The 16,228-nt window shown below is 72.5% G+C and carries 12 protein-coding genes and 2 pseudogenes; 7 read left to right on the top strand and 7 right to left on the bottom strand.

Annotated elements, in window-relative coordinates; translation table 11 throughout:
• On the top strand, positions 1-392 hold a 392-nt coding region (locus tag EHS43_RS18530; RefSeq protein WP_148104058.1), incomplete at its 5' end, for a C40 family peptidase.
• Between the two features lie 223 nt (positions 393-615).
• Positions 616-1,419, top strand: coding sequence for a response regulator transcription factor (locus EHS43_RS18525; protein ID WP_125191882.1), 804 nt, complete (start codon positions 616-618; stop codon positions 1,417-1,419).
• Here the strand turns inward: EHS43_RS18525 and EHS43_RS18520 are convergent.
• The 3 genes from EHS43_RS18520 to EHS43_RS18505 form a co-directional block, all read right to left on the bottom strand.
• Entirely contained in the window at positions 1,361-2,836 is a 1,476-nt protein-coding gene (locus EHS43_RS18520) for an MFS transporter (protein ID WP_125191883.1), read from the bottom strand. The genes EHS43_RS18525 and EHS43_RS18520 overlap by 59 nt on opposite strands.
• Positions 2,837-2,943: 107 nt before the next feature.
• Positions 2,944-4,389 (bottom strand): alpha-amylase family glycosyl hydrolase, encoded by a 1,446-nt coding sequence (locus EHS43_RS18515; RefSeq protein ID WP_125191881.1) that lies wholly within the window; start codon positions 4,387-4,389, stop codon positions 2,944-2,946.
• Between the two features lie 177 nt (positions 4,390-4,566).
• Positions 4,567-7,941 (bottom strand): pyruvate carboxylase, encoded by a 3,375-nt coding sequence (locus EHS43_RS18505; RefSeq protein WP_125191879.1) that lies wholly within the window; start codon positions 7,939-7,941, stop codon positions 4,567-4,569.
• A 207-nt stretch (positions 7,942-8,148) separates the two neighbouring features.
• Between EHS43_RS18505 and EHS43_RS47845 the strand changes: the two are divergent.
• Positions 8,149-8,550, top strand: a pseudogene (locus tag EHS43_RS47845) (DUF1684 domain-containing protein); the annotation flags it as partial.
• A gap of 22 nt (positions 8,551-8,572) precedes the next feature.
• Here EHS43_RS47845 and EHS43_RS18495 read toward each other — a convergent pair.
• From EHS43_RS18495 to EHS43_RS18485, 3 genes are read right to left on the bottom strand one after another with little or no spacing between them, the layout of a single operon-like run.
• Positions 8,573-9,361: a DUF427 domain-containing protein gene (locus EHS43_RS18495; protein ID WP_125191877.1), complete on the bottom strand. Its 789-nt coding sequence runs from the start codon at positions 9,359-9,361 to the stop codon at positions 8,573-8,575.
• A 31-nt stretch (positions 9,362-9,392) separates the two neighbouring features.
• On the bottom strand, positions 9,393-10,589 hold the full coding sequence (locus tag EHS43_RS18490) for a cysteine desulfurase-like protein (RefSeq protein WP_125191876.1): 1,197 nt from the start codon (positions 10,587-10,589) through the stop codon (positions 9,393-9,395).
• A gap of 42 nt (positions 10,590-10,631) precedes the next feature.
• A complete protein-coding gene (locus tag EHS43_RS18485) occupies positions 10,632-11,000 on the bottom strand; it encodes a MerR family transcriptional regulator (RefSeq protein ID WP_125191875.1) in 369 nt (122 codons plus the stop codon).
• A gap of 99 nt (positions 11,001-11,099) precedes the next feature.
• On the opposite strand from EHS43_RS18485, the gene EHS43_RS18480 reads away from it, so the two are divergent.
• The 3 genes from EHS43_RS18480 to EHS43_RS18470 all read left to right on the top strand — a co-directional run bounded on the left by EHS43_RS18480 (position 11,100) and on the right by EHS43_RS18470 (position 14,280).
• Positions 11,100-12,173, top strand: coding sequence for an alkene reductase (locus tag EHS43_RS18480; protein WP_125191874.1), 1,074 nt, complete (start codon positions 11,100-11,102; stop codon positions 12,171-12,173).
• A 74-nt stretch (positions 12,174-12,247) separates the two neighbouring features.
• Positions 12,248-13,507, top strand: coding sequence for a glycosyltransferase family 4 protein (locus tag EHS43_RS18475; RefSeq protein WP_125191873.1), 1,260 nt, complete (start codon positions 12,248-12,250; stop codon positions 13,505-13,507).
• The gene (locus tag EHS43_RS18470; RefSeq protein WP_125191872.1) at positions 13,504-14,280 is read left to right on the top strand and encodes a hypothetical protein; all 777 of its coding nucleotides are present in this window, start codon (positions 13,504-13,506) and stop codon (positions 14,278-14,280) included. Before EHS43_RS18475 ends, EHS43_RS18470 begins: the two co-directional genes overlap by 4 nt.
• An 18-nt stretch (positions 14,281-14,298) precedes the next feature.
• On the opposite strand, the gene EHS43_RS18465 is transcribed toward EHS43_RS18470, so the two are convergent.
• Complete coding sequence (locus tag EHS43_RS18465) at positions 14,299-15,456, bottom strand: cytochrome P450 (RefSeq protein ID WP_125191871.1); 1,158 nt, start codon at positions 15,454-15,456, stop codon at positions 14,299-14,301.
• Positions 15,457-15,577: 121 nt separating this feature from the next.
• Here EHS43_RS18465 and EHS43_RS18460 point away from each other — a divergent pair.
• Positions 15,578-16,228, top strand: a pseudogene (locus EHS43_RS18460) (hypothetical protein); the annotation flags it as partial.

Below are 16,228 nucleotides of genomic sequence, written 5' to 3'. Positions count from 1 at the left end.
CCCCCGACCTGCCCACCCCCGACCCGGGTTACGACTCGAAGGTCATCCAGGTGCTCGCCTTCGCCCGCTCCCAGATCGGCAAGCCGTGCGTGTGGGGCGCGGCGGGCCCGGGGTCGTACGACAACTCCGGTCTCACCCAGGCCGCCTGGAAGGTCGCCGGCGTCTCGCTCCCCCGTACCGCCCTCGGTCAGGCGAGCGCCGGTACGGCGGTACCGCTGTACGCGATGCAACCCGGTGACCTCGTGTTCTTCCACGACGACTTCAGCCACGTGGGCCTGTGCACCGGCAACGGCATGATGATCCACGCGCCGGGCCCGGGGTCGGTCATCCGCGAGGAGTCGATCTACCCGACCGGCGAGTCGATCATCCGCGGCGCGGTACGGCCCGCCTGACCCACCGCACCCGTAGGCGCGAGGGCCCGTACGGGCCGCCGGTCCCCTGTTCCGGCGGCCCGTACGAGTCGTGGCCGGCGCTGCCGTCCCGGCGGGGGAAACAGGCGTAGCCGACGGGCCGCCTCCCCCACCGCGGCCCGCCGGAGCTTCCATGTGCTGGAGTACATCCGACAACGTCGATGTTGCTCGGATGAAGTGTGGGTCAGCGAGGTACTGGGCCGGTATGGGTACAACTGCGTATGAGCGGATGCTGTCGGTCGCCCTGGCCGCGCTTCACGAACGCGACCCTGAGCGGCTGTGGCCCCTGCTGGCGGCCGAGCTGCCGTTGCTGTGCGGCGGCGACGCCCTGATCTACAAGCTGGACAACTGGGACGAGCGCGAGGGCACGCTCGGGCTGTCCCCCGGCGCCGACACCGGGTTCGGCCCGCTGGGCGACGAGGAGACGAGCCTGCTGCGCGCGGGCTACCCGCTGGCCGGGCACTACGCGGGCCGGGCGGACCGGACGCCGGTCACGGCCCGCCGGGTGGCCGGCCGTGCCTGGTCGGGGAGCCCGACCGCCAAGCTGCTCGACGGCCTCCTCGACGTCGACCACGTGCTGGGGATCCCGCTGCCCCGCTCGACCACCCCCGTCACGGGGTGCCTGGTGTACCGCTCCGGGCGGGACTTCACCGACGACGAACTGCGGCTGGCCGAGCGGTTGCAGCCCCTGCTGGCCGCCGTGGACGAGCAGCGGCAGCTCCTGCGAAGGCTCCACGCCCCTTCCGAGGAGGCCGCCGACCTGGCGCTCACCCCCCGGGAGACGACCGTGCTGCTCCTGCTCGGCGACGCCCTGACCGCCTTGTCGATCGGGCGCAGACTGGGGATATCCGAGCGCACGGTCCATAAGCACATCGCGAACATCTACCGCAAACTGGGCACGCACGACCGCGTCAGCACGGTGCTGCACGCCCAGCGGCTCGGTCTCGTCCCTACGTCAGTGGGGTCCCGCCCTGGAGGCGTTCCAGGTCGGAGGGGCGGACCTGGATGACCAGGACGGCGATGAGGGCGGCGAGCACCGCGAAGATCGCGGCCACGACGAAGGCGGCCGAGACACCCGCGGTCAGCACCTCGTCGCCCCAGGATCCCGGGAGTTGGCCGGTACGGGCGAAGAGACGGCGCTCGGCCGGGGTCGCCTGGGCGAGGAAGCCCGGCACCTGCTTCTCGGCCTCGTTGGCGCTGGCCGTGCCGAACATGGTGACCAGGATGGACAGTCCCAGCGAACCGCCCACCTGCTGGGTGGCGTTGAGGAGTCCGGAGGCCGCGCCGGTCTCCGCGGCGGGCACGTCGGAGAGCGCCATCAGGGTCAGCGACACGAACTCCATGCCCATGCCGAGGCTGAAGACGAGCATCGGGCCGAGGACGCTGCCCGCGTAGGTGGAGTGGACGTCGGTCAGGGTCAGCCAGGCGAGGCCGCCGGCTGCGAGGATCGCGCCGCCCACCATGAAGGGCTTCGGGCCGTAGACGGGCAGGAAGCGCGAGGCGAGACCGGCGCCGAACGCGATGACCGCGCTGACCGGCAGGAACGCGAACCCGGTGGCCAGGGGGCTGAAGCCCAGGACGTTCTGCACGTAGAGCGTCAGGAAGAAGAACATGCCGAAGATCGAGGCGGCGAGGCAGAGCATGATGCCGTAGGTGCCCGCGCGGTTGCGGTCGGCGAACATGTGCAGCGGGGTGATCGGCTGCCGGGACCGCTTCTCGACCAGCACGAACAGCCCGAGCAGGACGACCGCGGCGGCGAAGGAGGCCAGGGTGAGGGCGTCCCGCCAGCCTTCCTGGGCGGCTCTGATGAACCCGTACACCAGCAGCACCATGCCCGCCGTGGCGGTCAGCGCTCCGGTGATGTCGAAGTGGCCGGGATGTCGCTCGGACTCGCGGATCCAGCGGGGTGTGGCGAGTGCGATGAGCAGGCCGATGGGGACGTTGACGAACAGCACCCACCGCCAGTTCAGCCACTCGACGAGGATTCCGCCGGCCAGCAGCCCGATCGCGCCGCCGCCCGCCGAGACCGCGGCGAACACACCGAAGGCGCGGTTGCGTTCGGGGCCTTCGCGGAAGGTCGTGCTGACCAGGGAGAGGGCGGTCGGGGAGGCGATGGCGCCGCCGACGCCCTGGAGGGCGCGCGCGGCGAGGAGTTGGCCCTCGTTCTGGGCGAGTCCGCCGAGCAGTGAGGCGAGAACGAACAGCAGCACACCGCAGACGAACATCCGGCGTCTGCCGAGGATGTCGCCGGTCCGGCCGCCGAGCAGCAGCAGCCCGCCGAAGGTGAGGGTGTACGCGTTGACCACCCAGGCCAGGCTGGTGGTGGAGAAGTCCAGGGAGCGCTGGATGTCCGGGAGCGCGATGTTCACGATGGTGATGTCGAGCACCACCATGAGCTGGCAGGACGCGATGACCAGCAGCGCCATGGTGTTCCCGCCCCCGCCGGAGTCCGGTGGGGTGATGCGTGGTGCAGAACTCGCCTGCGGGTCGCCGCTCATCATCTCCGTTCGACGGTACGCCCCCGCCGCGGCCGTCACCACCGGAGGACGTGGCACCCCCAGGCGTCCAGGGCCGCGAACAGTCCGCAGTCGCTCAGTTCGTCTCCGTCACGGTCGTACACCGCCCCGGTGAGCAGGTCGGTGGCCCGGCACGGGCGGCCTCTGAGGTCGTCCCACGGCAGGGGCAGCCTCGCCTGGGCGGGGCCGTCCGAGTCGTTGACGACGACCAGGTGGCGGGCATCGGCGTGCGTCCACGTCCAGGCGAGCAGGTGCCGGTGGGTGTCGTTGTCGGGCGGGCCCGCCGGGGTCAGCGGCCGCCAGTCGCCCCGGCGTACGGACGCGGCGGCGGGCAGCAGCCGGTCGTAGAAGTCGCGCAGGGGCTCATCGACGGGTTCCTGGGGCCGGCGCCGCAGGAACACCGGCGGCCGCACCCGGCGGCCCTCGAACTGGCCTTCGTGCCAGAGCGTGGCGCCGGGCAGGGTCGCTACGGTCACGGCCGCGGCCCGTCCCCGGTCGCCGGGCAGGGTGGCGGCGGCCCGTGGCTCGTCGTGGTTCTCCAGGAAGCGGACCAGACCGCGCTGGTACGAGGGGTCGGCGTCCAGGTGGGCGCGGACGGAACCGGCGTCCCCGTGCAGGAGGCGGTCGTAGAGGCGCTTGTCGTAGCAGTGGTCGAAGCCCTGCTGCTGGAGGGCGTGTTCGAGGTCCCAGTAGGCCTCGGCGACGAGGAGGAGATCGGGGTGGCGGGCCCGCACGCGCGGGATGACGTACGGCCAGAAGTCCTCGGCGGGTGTCGTGCCCGCCCGCTCTCCCCAGGTCTTTCCGAAGATGTCGTTCATCATCAGCATGGCCATGTCGCAGCGCACGCCGTCGGCCTGGTCGCCGATGGACACGAGGGTCGCGACGGTCGCCTCCCGCAGGGCGTCGCTGAAGGCGTTCAGCTGGACGACGTCCGGCCAGGGCGGGAAGTGGGGGTCGCGGCCGCGGGCGTAGATCCCTCCCCCGGCCTCGATGTGGTCGGCCGGTGCCCGGGCCAGGTCGTCGGCGGTGCCCCGCAGGAGGCGGTCGGGGTCCGAGGTGAGCCAGGGGTGGTCGGGTGCCACGTGGTTGGGGACGTGGTCGAGGATCAACCGGATTCCGCGTGCGGCCAGTTGCGCACGGGCGGCGGCCAGCCCTTCGGGTCCTCCGAGGGCGGCGTCGACGACGTAGTCGCGGACGCAGTACGGCGATCCGGCGATGTCCGCGTCGATGACGTCGGGGAGGGCCTCGTGGAAGGAGGCCATGAGCCCCGGGTCGCGCAGGGCGATCTCCCGTCCGGCCGGGCTGCGTTCCCAAACGCCCATCAGCCACACGGAGTCGAGGCCGGGCCGCGCGAGGCGGTCCCACACCTCGCCGGGCACGTCCCCGAGGGTGACCGGGCGACCGTGTCGGCGGCTCAACTCATCCAGCCAGACAGCGGTGTTGACCTCCAGGATCACCGTCATGACAGCGGTTCCTCCCTGTCGCCGGCGATGCCGTCCTCGGAGTACTCGCGGACGGTGCCCCACTGACGTTCGCTCAGGCACGGCCCCCGGCGTCGCCAGGGGACCGTGCCCGCGTCGGCCGGGCCGCAAGGGTGATGAGCTGTAGGGAAGCGGGCATCACCGTTGCGGCCGAAGGCTTCAGCCGATCTCGACCAGCAGGTCACCGCCTTCCACCTGCTGGATCTTGTTGATGGCGAGGCGGGAGACCCGTCCGGTCCGCGCGGCGGTGATCGAGGCCTCCATCTTCATGGCCTCGATGGTGGCGACGGTCGCGCCCGCCTCGACCTCGTCGCCCTCGCTGACCGCGAGCGTGACCACTCCGGCGAAGGGGGCGGCGACGTGGCCGGGGTTCGAGCGGTCGGCCTTCTCGGTGGCCGGGATGTCCGAGGAGGCGGCGACATCGCGGATCTGGATGGGCCGCAGCTGGCCGTTGAGCGTGGACATCACCGTGCGCATGCCCCGCTCGTCGGCCTCGCCGATCGCCTCCAGCGCGATGAGGAGCCGCACGCCGGGTTCGAGGTCGACGGCGTACTCCTTGCCCGGGCGCAGTCCGTAGAAGAAGTCCTTGCTGTCCAGGAGGCTGGTGTCGCCGTAGGACTGGCGGTGGGTCTCGAACTCGCGGGTCGGCGCGGGGAACAGGAGTCGGTTGAGGGTCGAGCGGCGGTCCTTCTCCAGGCCCTCGCGGTCCTCGGCGTTCAGGTCCTGGACCGGCTTGGCGTCGGCGCGGCCCTGGAGCGCCTTGCTGCGGAAGGGCTCGGGCCAGCCGCCGGGCGGGGTGCCGAGTTCGCCGCGCAGGAAGCCGATCACCGAGTCCGGGATGTCGAAGCGGTCCGGGGTCTCCTCGAACTCCTTGGGGTCGACCCCGGCGCCGACCAGGTGCAGGGCGAGGTCGCCGACCACCTTGGAGGAGGGCGTGACCTTCACCAGGTGCCCGAGGAGCCGGTCCGCCGCCGCGTACATCGCCTCGATGTCCTCGAAGCGGTCGCCGAGGCCGAGGGCGACGGCCTGGGTGCGCAGGTTGGAGAGCTGGCCGCCGGGGATCTCGTGGTCGTAGACCCGCCCGGTCGGGGAGGCGAGGCCCGCCTCGAAGGGGGCGTACACCCGGCGGACGCTCTCCCAGTACGGCTCCATGTCGCCGATCGCTCGCAGATCCAGCCCGGTCGGCCGGTCGGAGTGGTCGGTCGCGGCGACGATCGCGGAGAGGGAGGGCTGCGAGGTCGTCCCGGCCATGGAGGCCACGGCCCCGTCGACCGCGTCGGCGCCCGCCTGGATCGCGGCCAGGTAGGTGGCGAGCTGGCCGCCCGCGGTGTCGTGGGTGTGGATGTGCACGGGCAGGTCGAACTCGCGGCGCAGCGCCGAGACGAGCTTGGCCGCGGCGGGGGCGCGCAGCAGGCCCGCCATGTCCTTGACGGCCAGGACGTGGGCGCCCGCGTCGACGATCTGCTCGGCGAGGCGCAGGTAGTAGTCGAGGGTGTAGAGGCGCTCGTTCGGGTCGGACAGGTCCGAGGTGTAGCAGAGGGCGACCTCGGCGATCGAGGTGCCCGTGGCCCGTACGGCCTCGATGGCGGGGCGCATCTGGCTGACGTCGTTGAGGGCGTCGAAGATGCGGAAGATGTCGATGCCGGTCTCGGCGGCCTCCTGCACGAAGGCGTCGGTCACCTCGGTCGGGTAGGGGGTGTAGCCGACGGTGTTGCGGCCGCGCAGGAGCATCTGGAGGCAGATGTTGGGGACGGCCTCGCGCAGGGCGGCGAGCCGCTCCCACGGGTCCTCGGCGAGGAAGCGCAGGGCCACGTCGTAGGTGGCGCCGCCCCAGCACTCCAGGGAGAGCAGTTCGGGCAGGGTGCGGGCGACCGCCGGGGCGACCGCGAGCATGTCCTTGGTCCGCACGCGGGTGGCGAGCAGCGACTGGTGGGCGTCGCGGAACGTGGTGTCGGTGACGCCGATGGTCGGGGACTCGCGCAGCCGGCGGGCGAACCCCTCGGGGCCGAGTCGGGTGAGCTGCTGCTTGGAGCCCGCGGGCGGCTCGATGTCGGGGACACGGGGCAGCTTGGAGACCGGGTCGATCAGCTCGGGCCGCTCGCCGTGCGGCTTGTTGACCGTCACGTCGGCCAGGTAGGTCAGCAACTTCGTGCCGCGGTCGGCGGACTGACGGGCCGTCAGCAGGTGCGGGCGCTGCTCGATGAACGACGTGGTGACGTTGCCCGCCTGGAAGTCCGGGTCGTCCAGCACCGCCTGGAGGAAGGGGATGTTGGTGGCCACCCCGCGGATGCGGAACTCGGCGACGGCACGCCGGGCCCGGTTGACGGCGGTGGTGAAGTCCCGGCCCCGGCAGGAGAGTTTGACCAGCATCGAGTCGAAGTGGGCGCTGATCTCCGTACCGGCGTGGGTCGTTCCGCCGTCGAGACGGATGCCGGAGCCGCCGGGTGAGCGGTAGGCGCTGATGCGGCCGGTGTCCGGGCGGAAGCCGTTGGCGGGGTCCTCGGTGGTGATACGGCACTGGAGGGCGGCGCCGTGGAGCCGGATCGCCTCCTGGGAGAGGCCGAGGTCGGCGAGGGTGGCGCCGGCGGCGATGCGCAGCTGGGCCTGGACGAGGTCGACGTCGGTGACCTCCTCGGTGACCGTGTGCTCGACCTGGATGCGCGGGTTCATCTCGATGAAGACGTGGTTGCCGTCCCGGTCGAGAAGGAACTCCACGGTGCCCGCGTTGCGGTAGCCGATCTCACGGGCGAAGCGGACGGCGTCGGCACAGATGCGGTCGCGCAGCTCCGGGTCGAGGTTGGGCGCCGGGGCGAGCTCGATGACCTTCTGGTGGCGGCGCTGCACCGAGCAGTCGCGCTCGTACAGGTGGATGACGTTGCCGTGGCCGTCGGCGAGGATCTGCACCTCGATGTGGCGGGGCTCGACGACGGCCTTCTCCAGGAAGACGGTGGAGTCGCCGAAGGCGGAGGCGGCCTCGCGCGCGGCGGCCTCGATGGACTCGCGCAGCTGGGCGGGGTCCTCGACCCGGCGCATACCGCGTCCGCCGCCACCGGCGACGGCCTTCACGAAGACCGGGAAGCCGATGCCGTCGGCGGCCCTGACCAGCTCGTCCACGTCGTCCGAGGGTGCCGAGGAGCCCAGGACCGGCACTCCCGCGGCGCGGGCGGCGGCGACCGCGCGGGCCTTGTTGCCGGTCAGCTCCAGGATGTCGGCGCTGGGGCCGACGAAGGTGATGCCCGCCTGTTCGCAGGCCCGCGCGAGCTCGGGGTTCTCGGAGAGGAAGCCGTAGCCGGGGTAGACGGCGTCGGCGCCGGCCTGGCGGGCGGCGCGGATGATCTCCTCGACGGAGAGATAGGCCCGCACGGGATGGCCCGGTTCGCCGATCTCGTAGGCCTCGTCGGCTTTGAGTCGGTGCAGTGAGTTGCGGTCCTCGTGGGGGAAGACGGCGACCGTCCTCGCGCCCACCTCGTAACCCGCGCGAAACGCCCGGATCGCGATCTCACCACGGTTGGCGACCAGTACCTTGCGGAGCATTCCCGTTCCCTTCGGCCTGCCGGTGACGCCCCCATGTTCTCGGCAAAGGCGGCCGGTGGCCATGAGAGTCAGGTCACGTGTCGCGGACGGTTTGGGGATGATCCGCGCAGGTACGGGGGTTGTCGCCGAGGACAGGGCACCGCCGTACCAAGGAGTGGACATGGGCTTCGTTCAGGAGTGGGAGGAGTGGCACCGGCAGAAGGTGGGCTGGACGAGGGTCAGGAGCTGACCGTCGACGGGCGGGTCGTGCGGGGCCGGCACGACTTCGGGGTGATCGCCGAGCGGGGCAGCGTGTACGCCGACTGGGGCGGGACCCGCCTGGAGATCGCCAAGCGCGGCGGCCAGGACGTCCTGCGCCCCCGCCACCCCGACAGCGCCCTGCGCGGGGCCTTCACGTACACGTCCGCCTACGCGCCGGACCCGCGCTGGGTGGTCGAGGGCCGTTTCCTGCCGTACGACGAGCCGCGCCCGGTGACCGTGGGGGCCGCCGTGGAGGGGCTGGAGCACGTCTACGACTCACCCGGGCAGGCCGAGTCCGAGCTGGAGGGCGCGCTGCACCGGCTGACCGCGTTCGCGGATCCCGCTGGAGCGGGGCGGACGGCCCTGATCGACGCGCAGGTCCGGTACCTGGTCACGTCACGGTTCCGGTGAACGGGGTGACCGGCCGCACCTGGCGCTCCCCGTTCACGGTGATGTCGACCACCTCGTTGTAGAAGGCGAGGAGTCCCTTGACGGCGCCCACGGCGGGCAGCGGGTCCGGGTAGCTCCAGACGATGTTCGTGTGGGTCCCCACCGACCAGTACGCGGCGGTGCCCTTGTAGGGGCAGCCGGTGTGGTGGTCGGTGGCTTCGAGCAGGTCGAGGCGGACGTCCTCGCGCGGGATGTAGTAGCGCGTGGGCAGGCCGGTCTCGAAGAGCAGGACGGGCCGGCGGGTGTCGGCGAGGAGCATCCCGTCGATCTCGACCTGGACATGGCGGCTGCTGGGCAGGGCGTCGACGCGTTTGTGCGGGTCACGGGGGTGGATGAAGATCTCTTCCTCCTCCTCGTACCAGTGGTCGAGGCCGGTCCCCCAGCGCCGGAACCACGCGAAGGCGATGTGGTCGGCGAGGTCGGCGGCCGGGAAGGTCCAGGCGGCGTTCTCCACGAGTCCGCCGCCGGCTTCCAGGTCGTAGAAGACCTGCGAGCCGGTGTGGGTGCCTGCCGCCGGGTTCTTCGCGGGGCGCAGCAGGTCCTCGCGGACGTCGGCGCGCGGGAAGGCGTACAGCGGGACGGGGACGCCGGGCTCCCAGACCAGGACGGGGTGCCTGCTGTCGACGACCGTGACGTCCCCCTTGCGGCCGCGCACCCAGCGCTCGCTGGGCTCCCACAGCAGCCCTTCCGGGGTGGTCCGTACGTCTCGTGCGGTGGGGAACGTGGTCATGAGCGGGTCTCCCTTCACCTCTTCGGGAAGTTCACCTCTTCAGGAAGTCTGTCAGTCCCGTCAGGAGACGGTCGACGTCCTCCAGGTCGTTGTAGGGGGCGAGACCGACGCGCAGACCGCCCGTGTCGCCGAGGCCGAGGTGCCGGGAGGCCTCGATGGCGTAGAAGGAGCCGGCCGGGGCCTGGACTCCGCGTTCGGCGAGGAAGCCGTACGCGTCGGCCGTGCTGTGGTGGTCGAAGGTGAGCAGGACGGTCGGGGTGCGGTCGGCGGCCCGGGAGTGGACGGTGACGCCGTCGAGCGCGGCCAGCCCCTCGTCGACACGGGCGCGCAGGACGTGTTCGTGGGCTTCGAGGGCGGCGAACCCGGCGGCCAGCCGCTGCCGTCGGCCGCCGGTGGCGTCCGCGTCCAGCCGTCCGGCGAGGAAGTCGACCGCCGCCGCCGTGCCGGCGAGGAACTCATAAGGCAGCGTGCCCAGTTCGAAGCGCTCCGGGACGGCGTCGGAGGAGGGCAGGAGCTTGTCCGGGCGCAGGGTCTCCAGCAACTCCGGCCGGGCGGCCAGGACTCCGTGGTGGGGGCCGAAGAACTTGTACGGGGAGCACACGAAGAAGTCCGCGCCGAGCTCCTCCACGTCCACGAGGGAGTGGGCGGTGTAGTGCACGCCGTCCACGTACAGCAGTGCCCCTGCCTCGTGGACCGCCCGCGCGATCGCGGGGATGTCGGGGCGGGTGCCGATCAGGTTGGAGGCGGCCGTGACGGCGACGAGCCGGGTGCGTCCGGACAGCACGGCCCGGATGGCGTCGACCGTCAGCTCCCCGGTCCGCGGGTCGAACTCGGCCCACCGCACGGTGGCGCCGGACTGGATCCAGGGCCGGATGTTGGCGTCGTGGTCGAGGCGGGTGACGACCACCTCGTCGCCGGGCGACCACGTGGCGGCGAGGGTGCGCGAGAAGTCGTAGGTGAGCTGGGTGGCGCTGCGGCCGAAGACGATGCCCGCCGGGTCGGCCCCGAGCAGGTCGGCCATGGCCCGGCGGGCTCCGGTGACGATCCGCTCGGCGTTGCGCTCGCCGAGGGTGATCCGCCCCCGGTTCGACAGGGGCTGCGCCAGGGCGTCGGAGATGGCCCGGATGACCGGCTCGGGGGTCTGGGTGCCGCCGGGGCCGTCGAAGTGCGCGGTGCCGGCGGCGAGGGCCGGGAAGTGGGAGCGGAGGGCGGCGATGTCGTACGTCACGTGGGGCTCCTTGGTCCGGCCTGTCGCGGTGGTCCCAGCCTGTCACGCCGTCCGCAGGGTCTTCCGGTGGGCCCGGTTCACGGCCATCAGCGCGTCGAGGGAGTCCCGGGTGCGCACGAGTTCGGCGATGTGCTCGGTGAGCCGGTCCCGCTCCTCGGCCATCCGCTCCAGCGCCGCGTCGGAGGTCTCCTCGCTGGGCGACTCGACGCACGGCAGCAGTTCGGCGATCGTGCGGCTGGACAGTCCGGCCGCGTACATCCGCTGGAGGAAGGACACGCGCTCGACCGCGTCCGGTGTGTAGTGGCGTTGGCCGCTCGCGCTGCGGGCGCTGGTGAGCAGCCCCTGTTCCTCGTAGTACCGCAGGGCCCGGACACTCACCCCGGCCCGTGCCGACAGCTCCCCGATGCGCACGAGTTCCTCCCGAAGGGACTTGCCCCTCACGTCGACGTCAGGTTTTAGCGTAACCGCGTGCCCGGTCACGGGCGCGACGGATCACGAAGGAGACATGACGTGACGACGCTTTTCACGGGATTCGAGCTGGGCGGACTGCGGCTGCCCAACCGGGTGGTGATGGCCCCGATGACCCGGGTGCGGGCAGCCGAGGGCGGACTGGCGACGCCGTCGATGGCGCGCTACTACGCCCAGCGGGCCACGGCCGGCCTGATCGTCACCGAGGGGGTGCAGCCGAGCCTGGTCGGGCAGTCCAATCCGGGCACGCCGGGGCTGTACACCGATGAGCAGGTGGCCTCGTGGCGCCCGGTGACCGAGGCCGTGCACACCAACGGGGGCCGGGTCTTCGCGCAGATCATGCACGGCGGGCGGGTCTCGCACCCGGACACCACCGGTCTGCGGCCGGTGGGCCCCTCGGCCGTCCCGGCCACCGGCGAGGTGTTCACGCCCACGGGACCGCAACCCGCTCCGGTGCCGCGGGCGTTGGACACCGCGGAGGTTCCCGGGCACGCCCAGTCGTACGCCGACGCCGCGCGCCGGGCCGTCGAGGCGGGGTTCGACGGGGTGGAACTGCACGGCGCCAACGGCTACTTGATCTCGCAGTTCCTCTCCTCCAACGCCAATCTGCGCACCGACCGTTACGGCGGCTCGGTGACCGGCCGGATCCGGTTCGCCGTCGAGGCGGCCGCCGCGACCGTGGAGGCGGTGGGCGCGCGGCGGACCGGGATCCGGCTCTCCCCGGGCGGCACGTTCTGGGGAGTCGAGGAGGAGGACGTCCAGGAGCTGTACACCGCGCTGCTGACCGAACTGTCCGGTCTCGGGCTGGCCTACGTCCATCTGGAGGCGACCGCGCCGGAGGAGACCCTGCTCGCCCTGCGCCGGGCCTGGCCGGGCGCGCTCGTCATGAACCCGGTGCAGCCGATGGGCGCCAAGCAGACCGGGCGCTCCGAGGCCGACCACTGGCTCGGCCTCGGCGCCGATCTCATCAGCTTCGGCCGTGCCTTCATCGCCAACCCGGATCTGGTCGAGCGACTGCGCACCGACCTGCCGATCGCGCCCGCCGACGAGGCCACCTACTTCCAGGGCGGGGACGGCGGCTACCTCACTTATCCCGCATACCAGTACACGGCATGACGTCCGGGTGGCGAGGACGCCACGAAAGGGTAACGAGGGTCAACCGGAGGCAATGCCGGGTGGTCTAGCCCGGCATGAAGATCTCTTTCCTGCTCCACAACGCCTACGGGATCGGAGGCACCATCACCACCACGTTCAACCTGGCGCAGGCCCTGGCCGAACGGCACGAGGTGGAGATCGTCTCCGTCCTGCGGCACCGGGAGCTGCCCAACTTCGTGCTGGATCCCCGGGTTTCGCTGCGGCCGCTGGTCGATCTCAGGCAGGAGAAGGAGCACCCCTTACACCTGAGACCGGCCCAGGTGTTCCCGCGCTCGGAGTACCGCTACGGCCAGTACAGCGAACTGACGGACCAGCGGATAGCCGAGGCCCTCGCCACCATCGACGCGGACGCGGTGATCGGCACCCGTCCGGGGCTCAACGTCCATCTCGCGGTCCAGGCACCGCCCCGGGTCGCCCGGATCGGGCAGGAACACCTCACCCTGGACAACCACTCCCCCCGGCTGCGCACCGCGCTGCGCCGGGCCTACCGCGGGCTCGACGTGCTCACCACGGTCACCGAGGCGGACGCGGGCGCCTACCGGCGCCGGATGCGGCTGCCGGGCGTACGGGTGGAGGCACTGCCCAACAGCGTGCCGGATCCCACGCTGCCGGCCGCCGACGGTTCGGCCAAGGTCGTCGTCGCGGCCGGGCGGCTGGTCCGGGTGAAGCGCTACGACCTGCTCGTCGAGGCCTTCGCGGCGGTCGCCGCCCGGTATCCGGACTGGCAGCTGCGGATCTACGGCAAGGGTGAGGAAGAGGACCGGCTGCGGCGGCTCATCACCGATCTCGGCCTGTGGAACAACGTCTTCCTGATGGGGGCCGCGGCCCCGATGGAGGCGGAGTGGGTCAAGGGCTCGATCGGCGTGGCCGCCTCCGACTTCGAACCCTTCGGCATGACCATCGTCGAGGCGATGCGCTGCGGGCTGCCCGTGGTGAGCACCGACTGCCCCCACGGGCCCGCCGAGATCATCGCGGACCGGGTCGACGGCCGACTGGTGCCGGTCGGGGACCGGGACGCGATGGCGGCGGCCCTGCTGGAGCTGGCCGGGGACGACGAGCTGCGCCGCCGCATGAGCCGGGCGGCCCTGGAGAACGCGCGCCGGTACGCCCCCGGTCCCGTCGTCGAACAGGCCGAGCGGCTCATCACGGAGGCCGTGTCGGCGCGGCGGGCGGGCCGACGGGTCGTCCAACAACGCCAGGGCGCGGCGCTGACCGCGCGGGGCTCCGCAGCCAGGGACACCGCGCTGGTCGCGGCGAGCGGCGCGCTGCGCCTCGTGAGGAAGGGACGGTCATGACGATCACGCCACGCGCCGGGTGCGCGGTCGACGCGGAGGGCCGGATCGCCTTCGAGCTGCCGGCGGCTAACGGGCAGTCCCTGCTGCTGCGGCTGCGCCCGAAGAAGGGGCAGCCCGAGGACACCCTGCACGCCCTCGGCCTGGACCCCGTCGGCGGGGGGCGCGCCCGGGCCCTGCTGGACGCGGACCCCGTGCTCGCGGAGGGCCGGTGGGACGTGTACCTGCTGGACGGGTCCGAGCGCACGCGTCTGCGTCCGGGACCCCGTGACCTGCGGGCGCTGGTCGGGGGGCAGCCGGATGAGCGGCGTGGGCCGCTGGCCGTGCGGGTCCCCTACGTCACCAAGGACGGCTACCTCGCACTGCGGACCTGGGTGCGGCCCGCGCACGCGGAGGTCGGCCGCGTGGACGTCACGGGCGGGACGCTGACGTTCGCGGCCCGGCTGTACGGTGCCTCGCTCCTTGAGGGTGCCGAGGTGCGGCTGCGGCTGAGGCGGGGCGGAGGGGTGGTGCGCACGCTTGAGCCGCTGGTCGCGGGGGACGGCCGGAGCTTCTCGTTCACGGTCGCCGACGAGACCCTGGACAGCGGCATCTGGGACCTGTTCGTCCGGCCCGCTGCCGACGCCCCGCTGATCCGGCTCGCCCGTCTCCTGGACGACGTGGCGCACCGCAAGCACGTCTTCGTCTATCCCGGAGCCACGGCCGGGAAAGCCGTGGTGCGGCCCTACTACACGGTCGACAACGACCTGTCGCTGGAGGTGACCCGGGCCGGGTGAGGCGCTCCGTGCGTGCCGTCAGCCCCAGAGCACGTGGAGCGCGGGCGGCTTGCGGAAGACCAGGCCGTGCGGGGCGGCCGGGTGGGCCTCATCGAGACGGAGGCCGGGGAGGCGGTCGAGCAGCTGCCGCAGGGCGATGCGGGTCTCCAGGCGGGCGACGTGGGCGGCGAGGCAGTAGTGGGGGCCGTGTGCGAACGCCAGCTGGAGGCGGGCGTTCGCGCGGCGGACGTCGAAGCGGTCGGGGTCCGGGAAGACCTCGGGGTCGCGGTTGGCGCCGGTCAGGGAGACCGTGACGAGGTCGCCCCGCTGGATCGCGGCCGGGCCGAGCGTGATGTCGCGGGTGGCGTAACGGTCCACCACGGCCGCGCCGGGTTCCAGGCGCAGCGACTCCTCGATCGCACCGTCCAGCAGCGCGAAGTCGGCACGGACGAGCGCGAGTTGATCGGGATGGCCGAGGAGGTGCAGCAGCGCGTTGGTGATCATCGCCTCGGTGGTCTCTATGCCGCCGAACATCAGCACCGCGGCATTGGAGGCGACCTCCGGCGGCTCCAGCCGGCCGGCGGCACGGGCCAGGAGCGAGGAGCCGGCCCCTTCCGCGACCGTGGCCTCGACCGCCCGTCGCAGCTGTGCGTACGCCTGCGGGCCCGCGGGGCCGGGCGCGCGGCCCTCCGTGATGTCCGAGACCGACCGCACGATGGCCTCGTACCAGGACAGCACGGTGTCGGTGTCGGCGCCCACCAGGCCGAGCGCCTCGGTGACGACGGCCACGGCGAGCGGGCCGGCGAAGGCGCGGCGCAGTTCGGCGGCGCCCGCCGGGGCGAGCGCGGTGACGAGCCGGTCGGTCTCCCCCTCGATGAACCCGGCGAATCCGTCGCGCACTTCGCGCGGGCGGAAGGGGGCGGTGAACGGCTCGCGGTGGCGGCTGTGCGCGTCGCCGTCCAGGGAGAGCATGCTCGGGCCGACGATCCGGGCGGTGGAGAAGCGGGGGTCGTCGACGGTGAAGGTCTCGGCGTCCCGCATCACGTCGAGCGCGAGGTCGCGGCGGGTCACCAGCCAGCCGTTCAGCTCGGGCAGCCAGGACACGGGTTCCCGGGCGCGGAGTTCGGCCAGGCGCGGGTGCGGATCACGGGCGAGTTCGGCCGCGGTGGTGGCGGCGCCGAGCGGGAATCCGATCACGCCCCAGGCTAACCCGGTGAAAAACACGTGGCGGTGGCAGGTCCGGCGGCCTACGCTGCTCGGCGATGAAGACTCATACTCCTGAACGATGGGGGGTCCCGTCCGCGCAAGGTGAGCGCTGATGCTCACCTCGACCGCGAACGAGGACATCCGTACGTCCTTCTGGCCGCGCGTGCGCGAGTTCGCCGTGCCGGCCTCCATGATCGAGTCCGCGACCGCCCGGCGTCTCGCCGGGGACTGGGCGGGGGCGTGTGCCGCCGCGGGCTTCGACGTCGACCTCAACCTCCGTGCGGTGGCACGTGATCACGGCCGGGATCTCGCGTCCCGGGTCCGCTCCGATCTGCGCGCCCTCGCCCCCGACCTGCTGCGCTGGCACATGCCGAGGATCGCCCCGGACGGGCTGCTGCGGCCCGGGCTCACCCTGGCACTGGCGCGGTACGACTCCGTCGAGGGCCCGGTGCATCTCGTGGCCCGGACGGCACCGGCCTGGGCGGACGCCGGCCAGCGGATCAGCCTCGCGCTCTGGTCCCGGTCCGCTCGTGACGCCGTACGGCATCCGCATCCGCGCCCGAACCGACGGTTCCGGCTGGATCTGCACCGGCATCTGTGGGACGCGTCCAGGGCCTTGGAGTTGCGGGAGCGGTCGGGGTCGGGTGAGCCCCCTGCCCGTGAACTATCCCGAGCTGCACCGGAGTTGGGGGTTCCGTCCGCCTGCGCCGTCGAGTGCTGGGCCGCCGAGGCGCGGACACTGCTCGCGGCCGAGGGGCGGGGC

It is taken from the genome of Streptomyces sp. RP5T (genome assembly GCF_003933965.1).
Lineage (GTDB): Bacteria > Actinomycetota > Actinomycetes > Streptomycetales > Streptomycetaceae > Streptomyces.
The sequence above is the reverse complement of the archived record's forward strand: the minus strand, read 5'-3'. Positions and strand labels throughout refer to the sequence as shown.

Coding starts and splice junctions, on each gene's coding strand:
- EHS43_RS18525 (WP_125191882.1), top strand. CDS start 616: ATGGGTACAACTGCGTATGAGCGGATGCTGTCGGTCGCCCTGGCCGCG.
- EHS43_RS18495 (WP_125191877.1), bottom strand. CDS start 9,361: ATGACCACGTTCCCCACCGCACGAGACGTACGGACCACCCCGGAAGGG.
- EHS43_RS18470 (WP_125191872.1), top strand. CDS start 13,504: ATGACGATCACGCCACGCGCCGGGTGCGCGGTCGACGCGGAGGGCCGG.
- EHS43_RS18505 (WP_125191879.1), bottom strand. CDS start 7,941: ATGCTCCGCAAGGTACTGGTCGCCAACCGTGGTGAGATCGCGATCCGG.
- EHS43_RS18520 (WP_125191883.1), bottom strand. CDS start 2,836: ATGGCGCTGCTGGTCATCGCGTCCTGCCAGCTCATGGTGGTGCTCGAC.
- EHS43_RS18475 (WP_125191873.1), top strand. CDS start 12,248: ATGAAGATCTCTTTCCTGCTCCACAACGCCTACGGGATCGGAGGCACC.
- EHS43_RS18515 (WP_125191881.1), bottom strand. CDS start 4,389: ATGACGGTGATCCTGGAGGTCAACACCGCTGTCTGGCTGGATGAGTTG.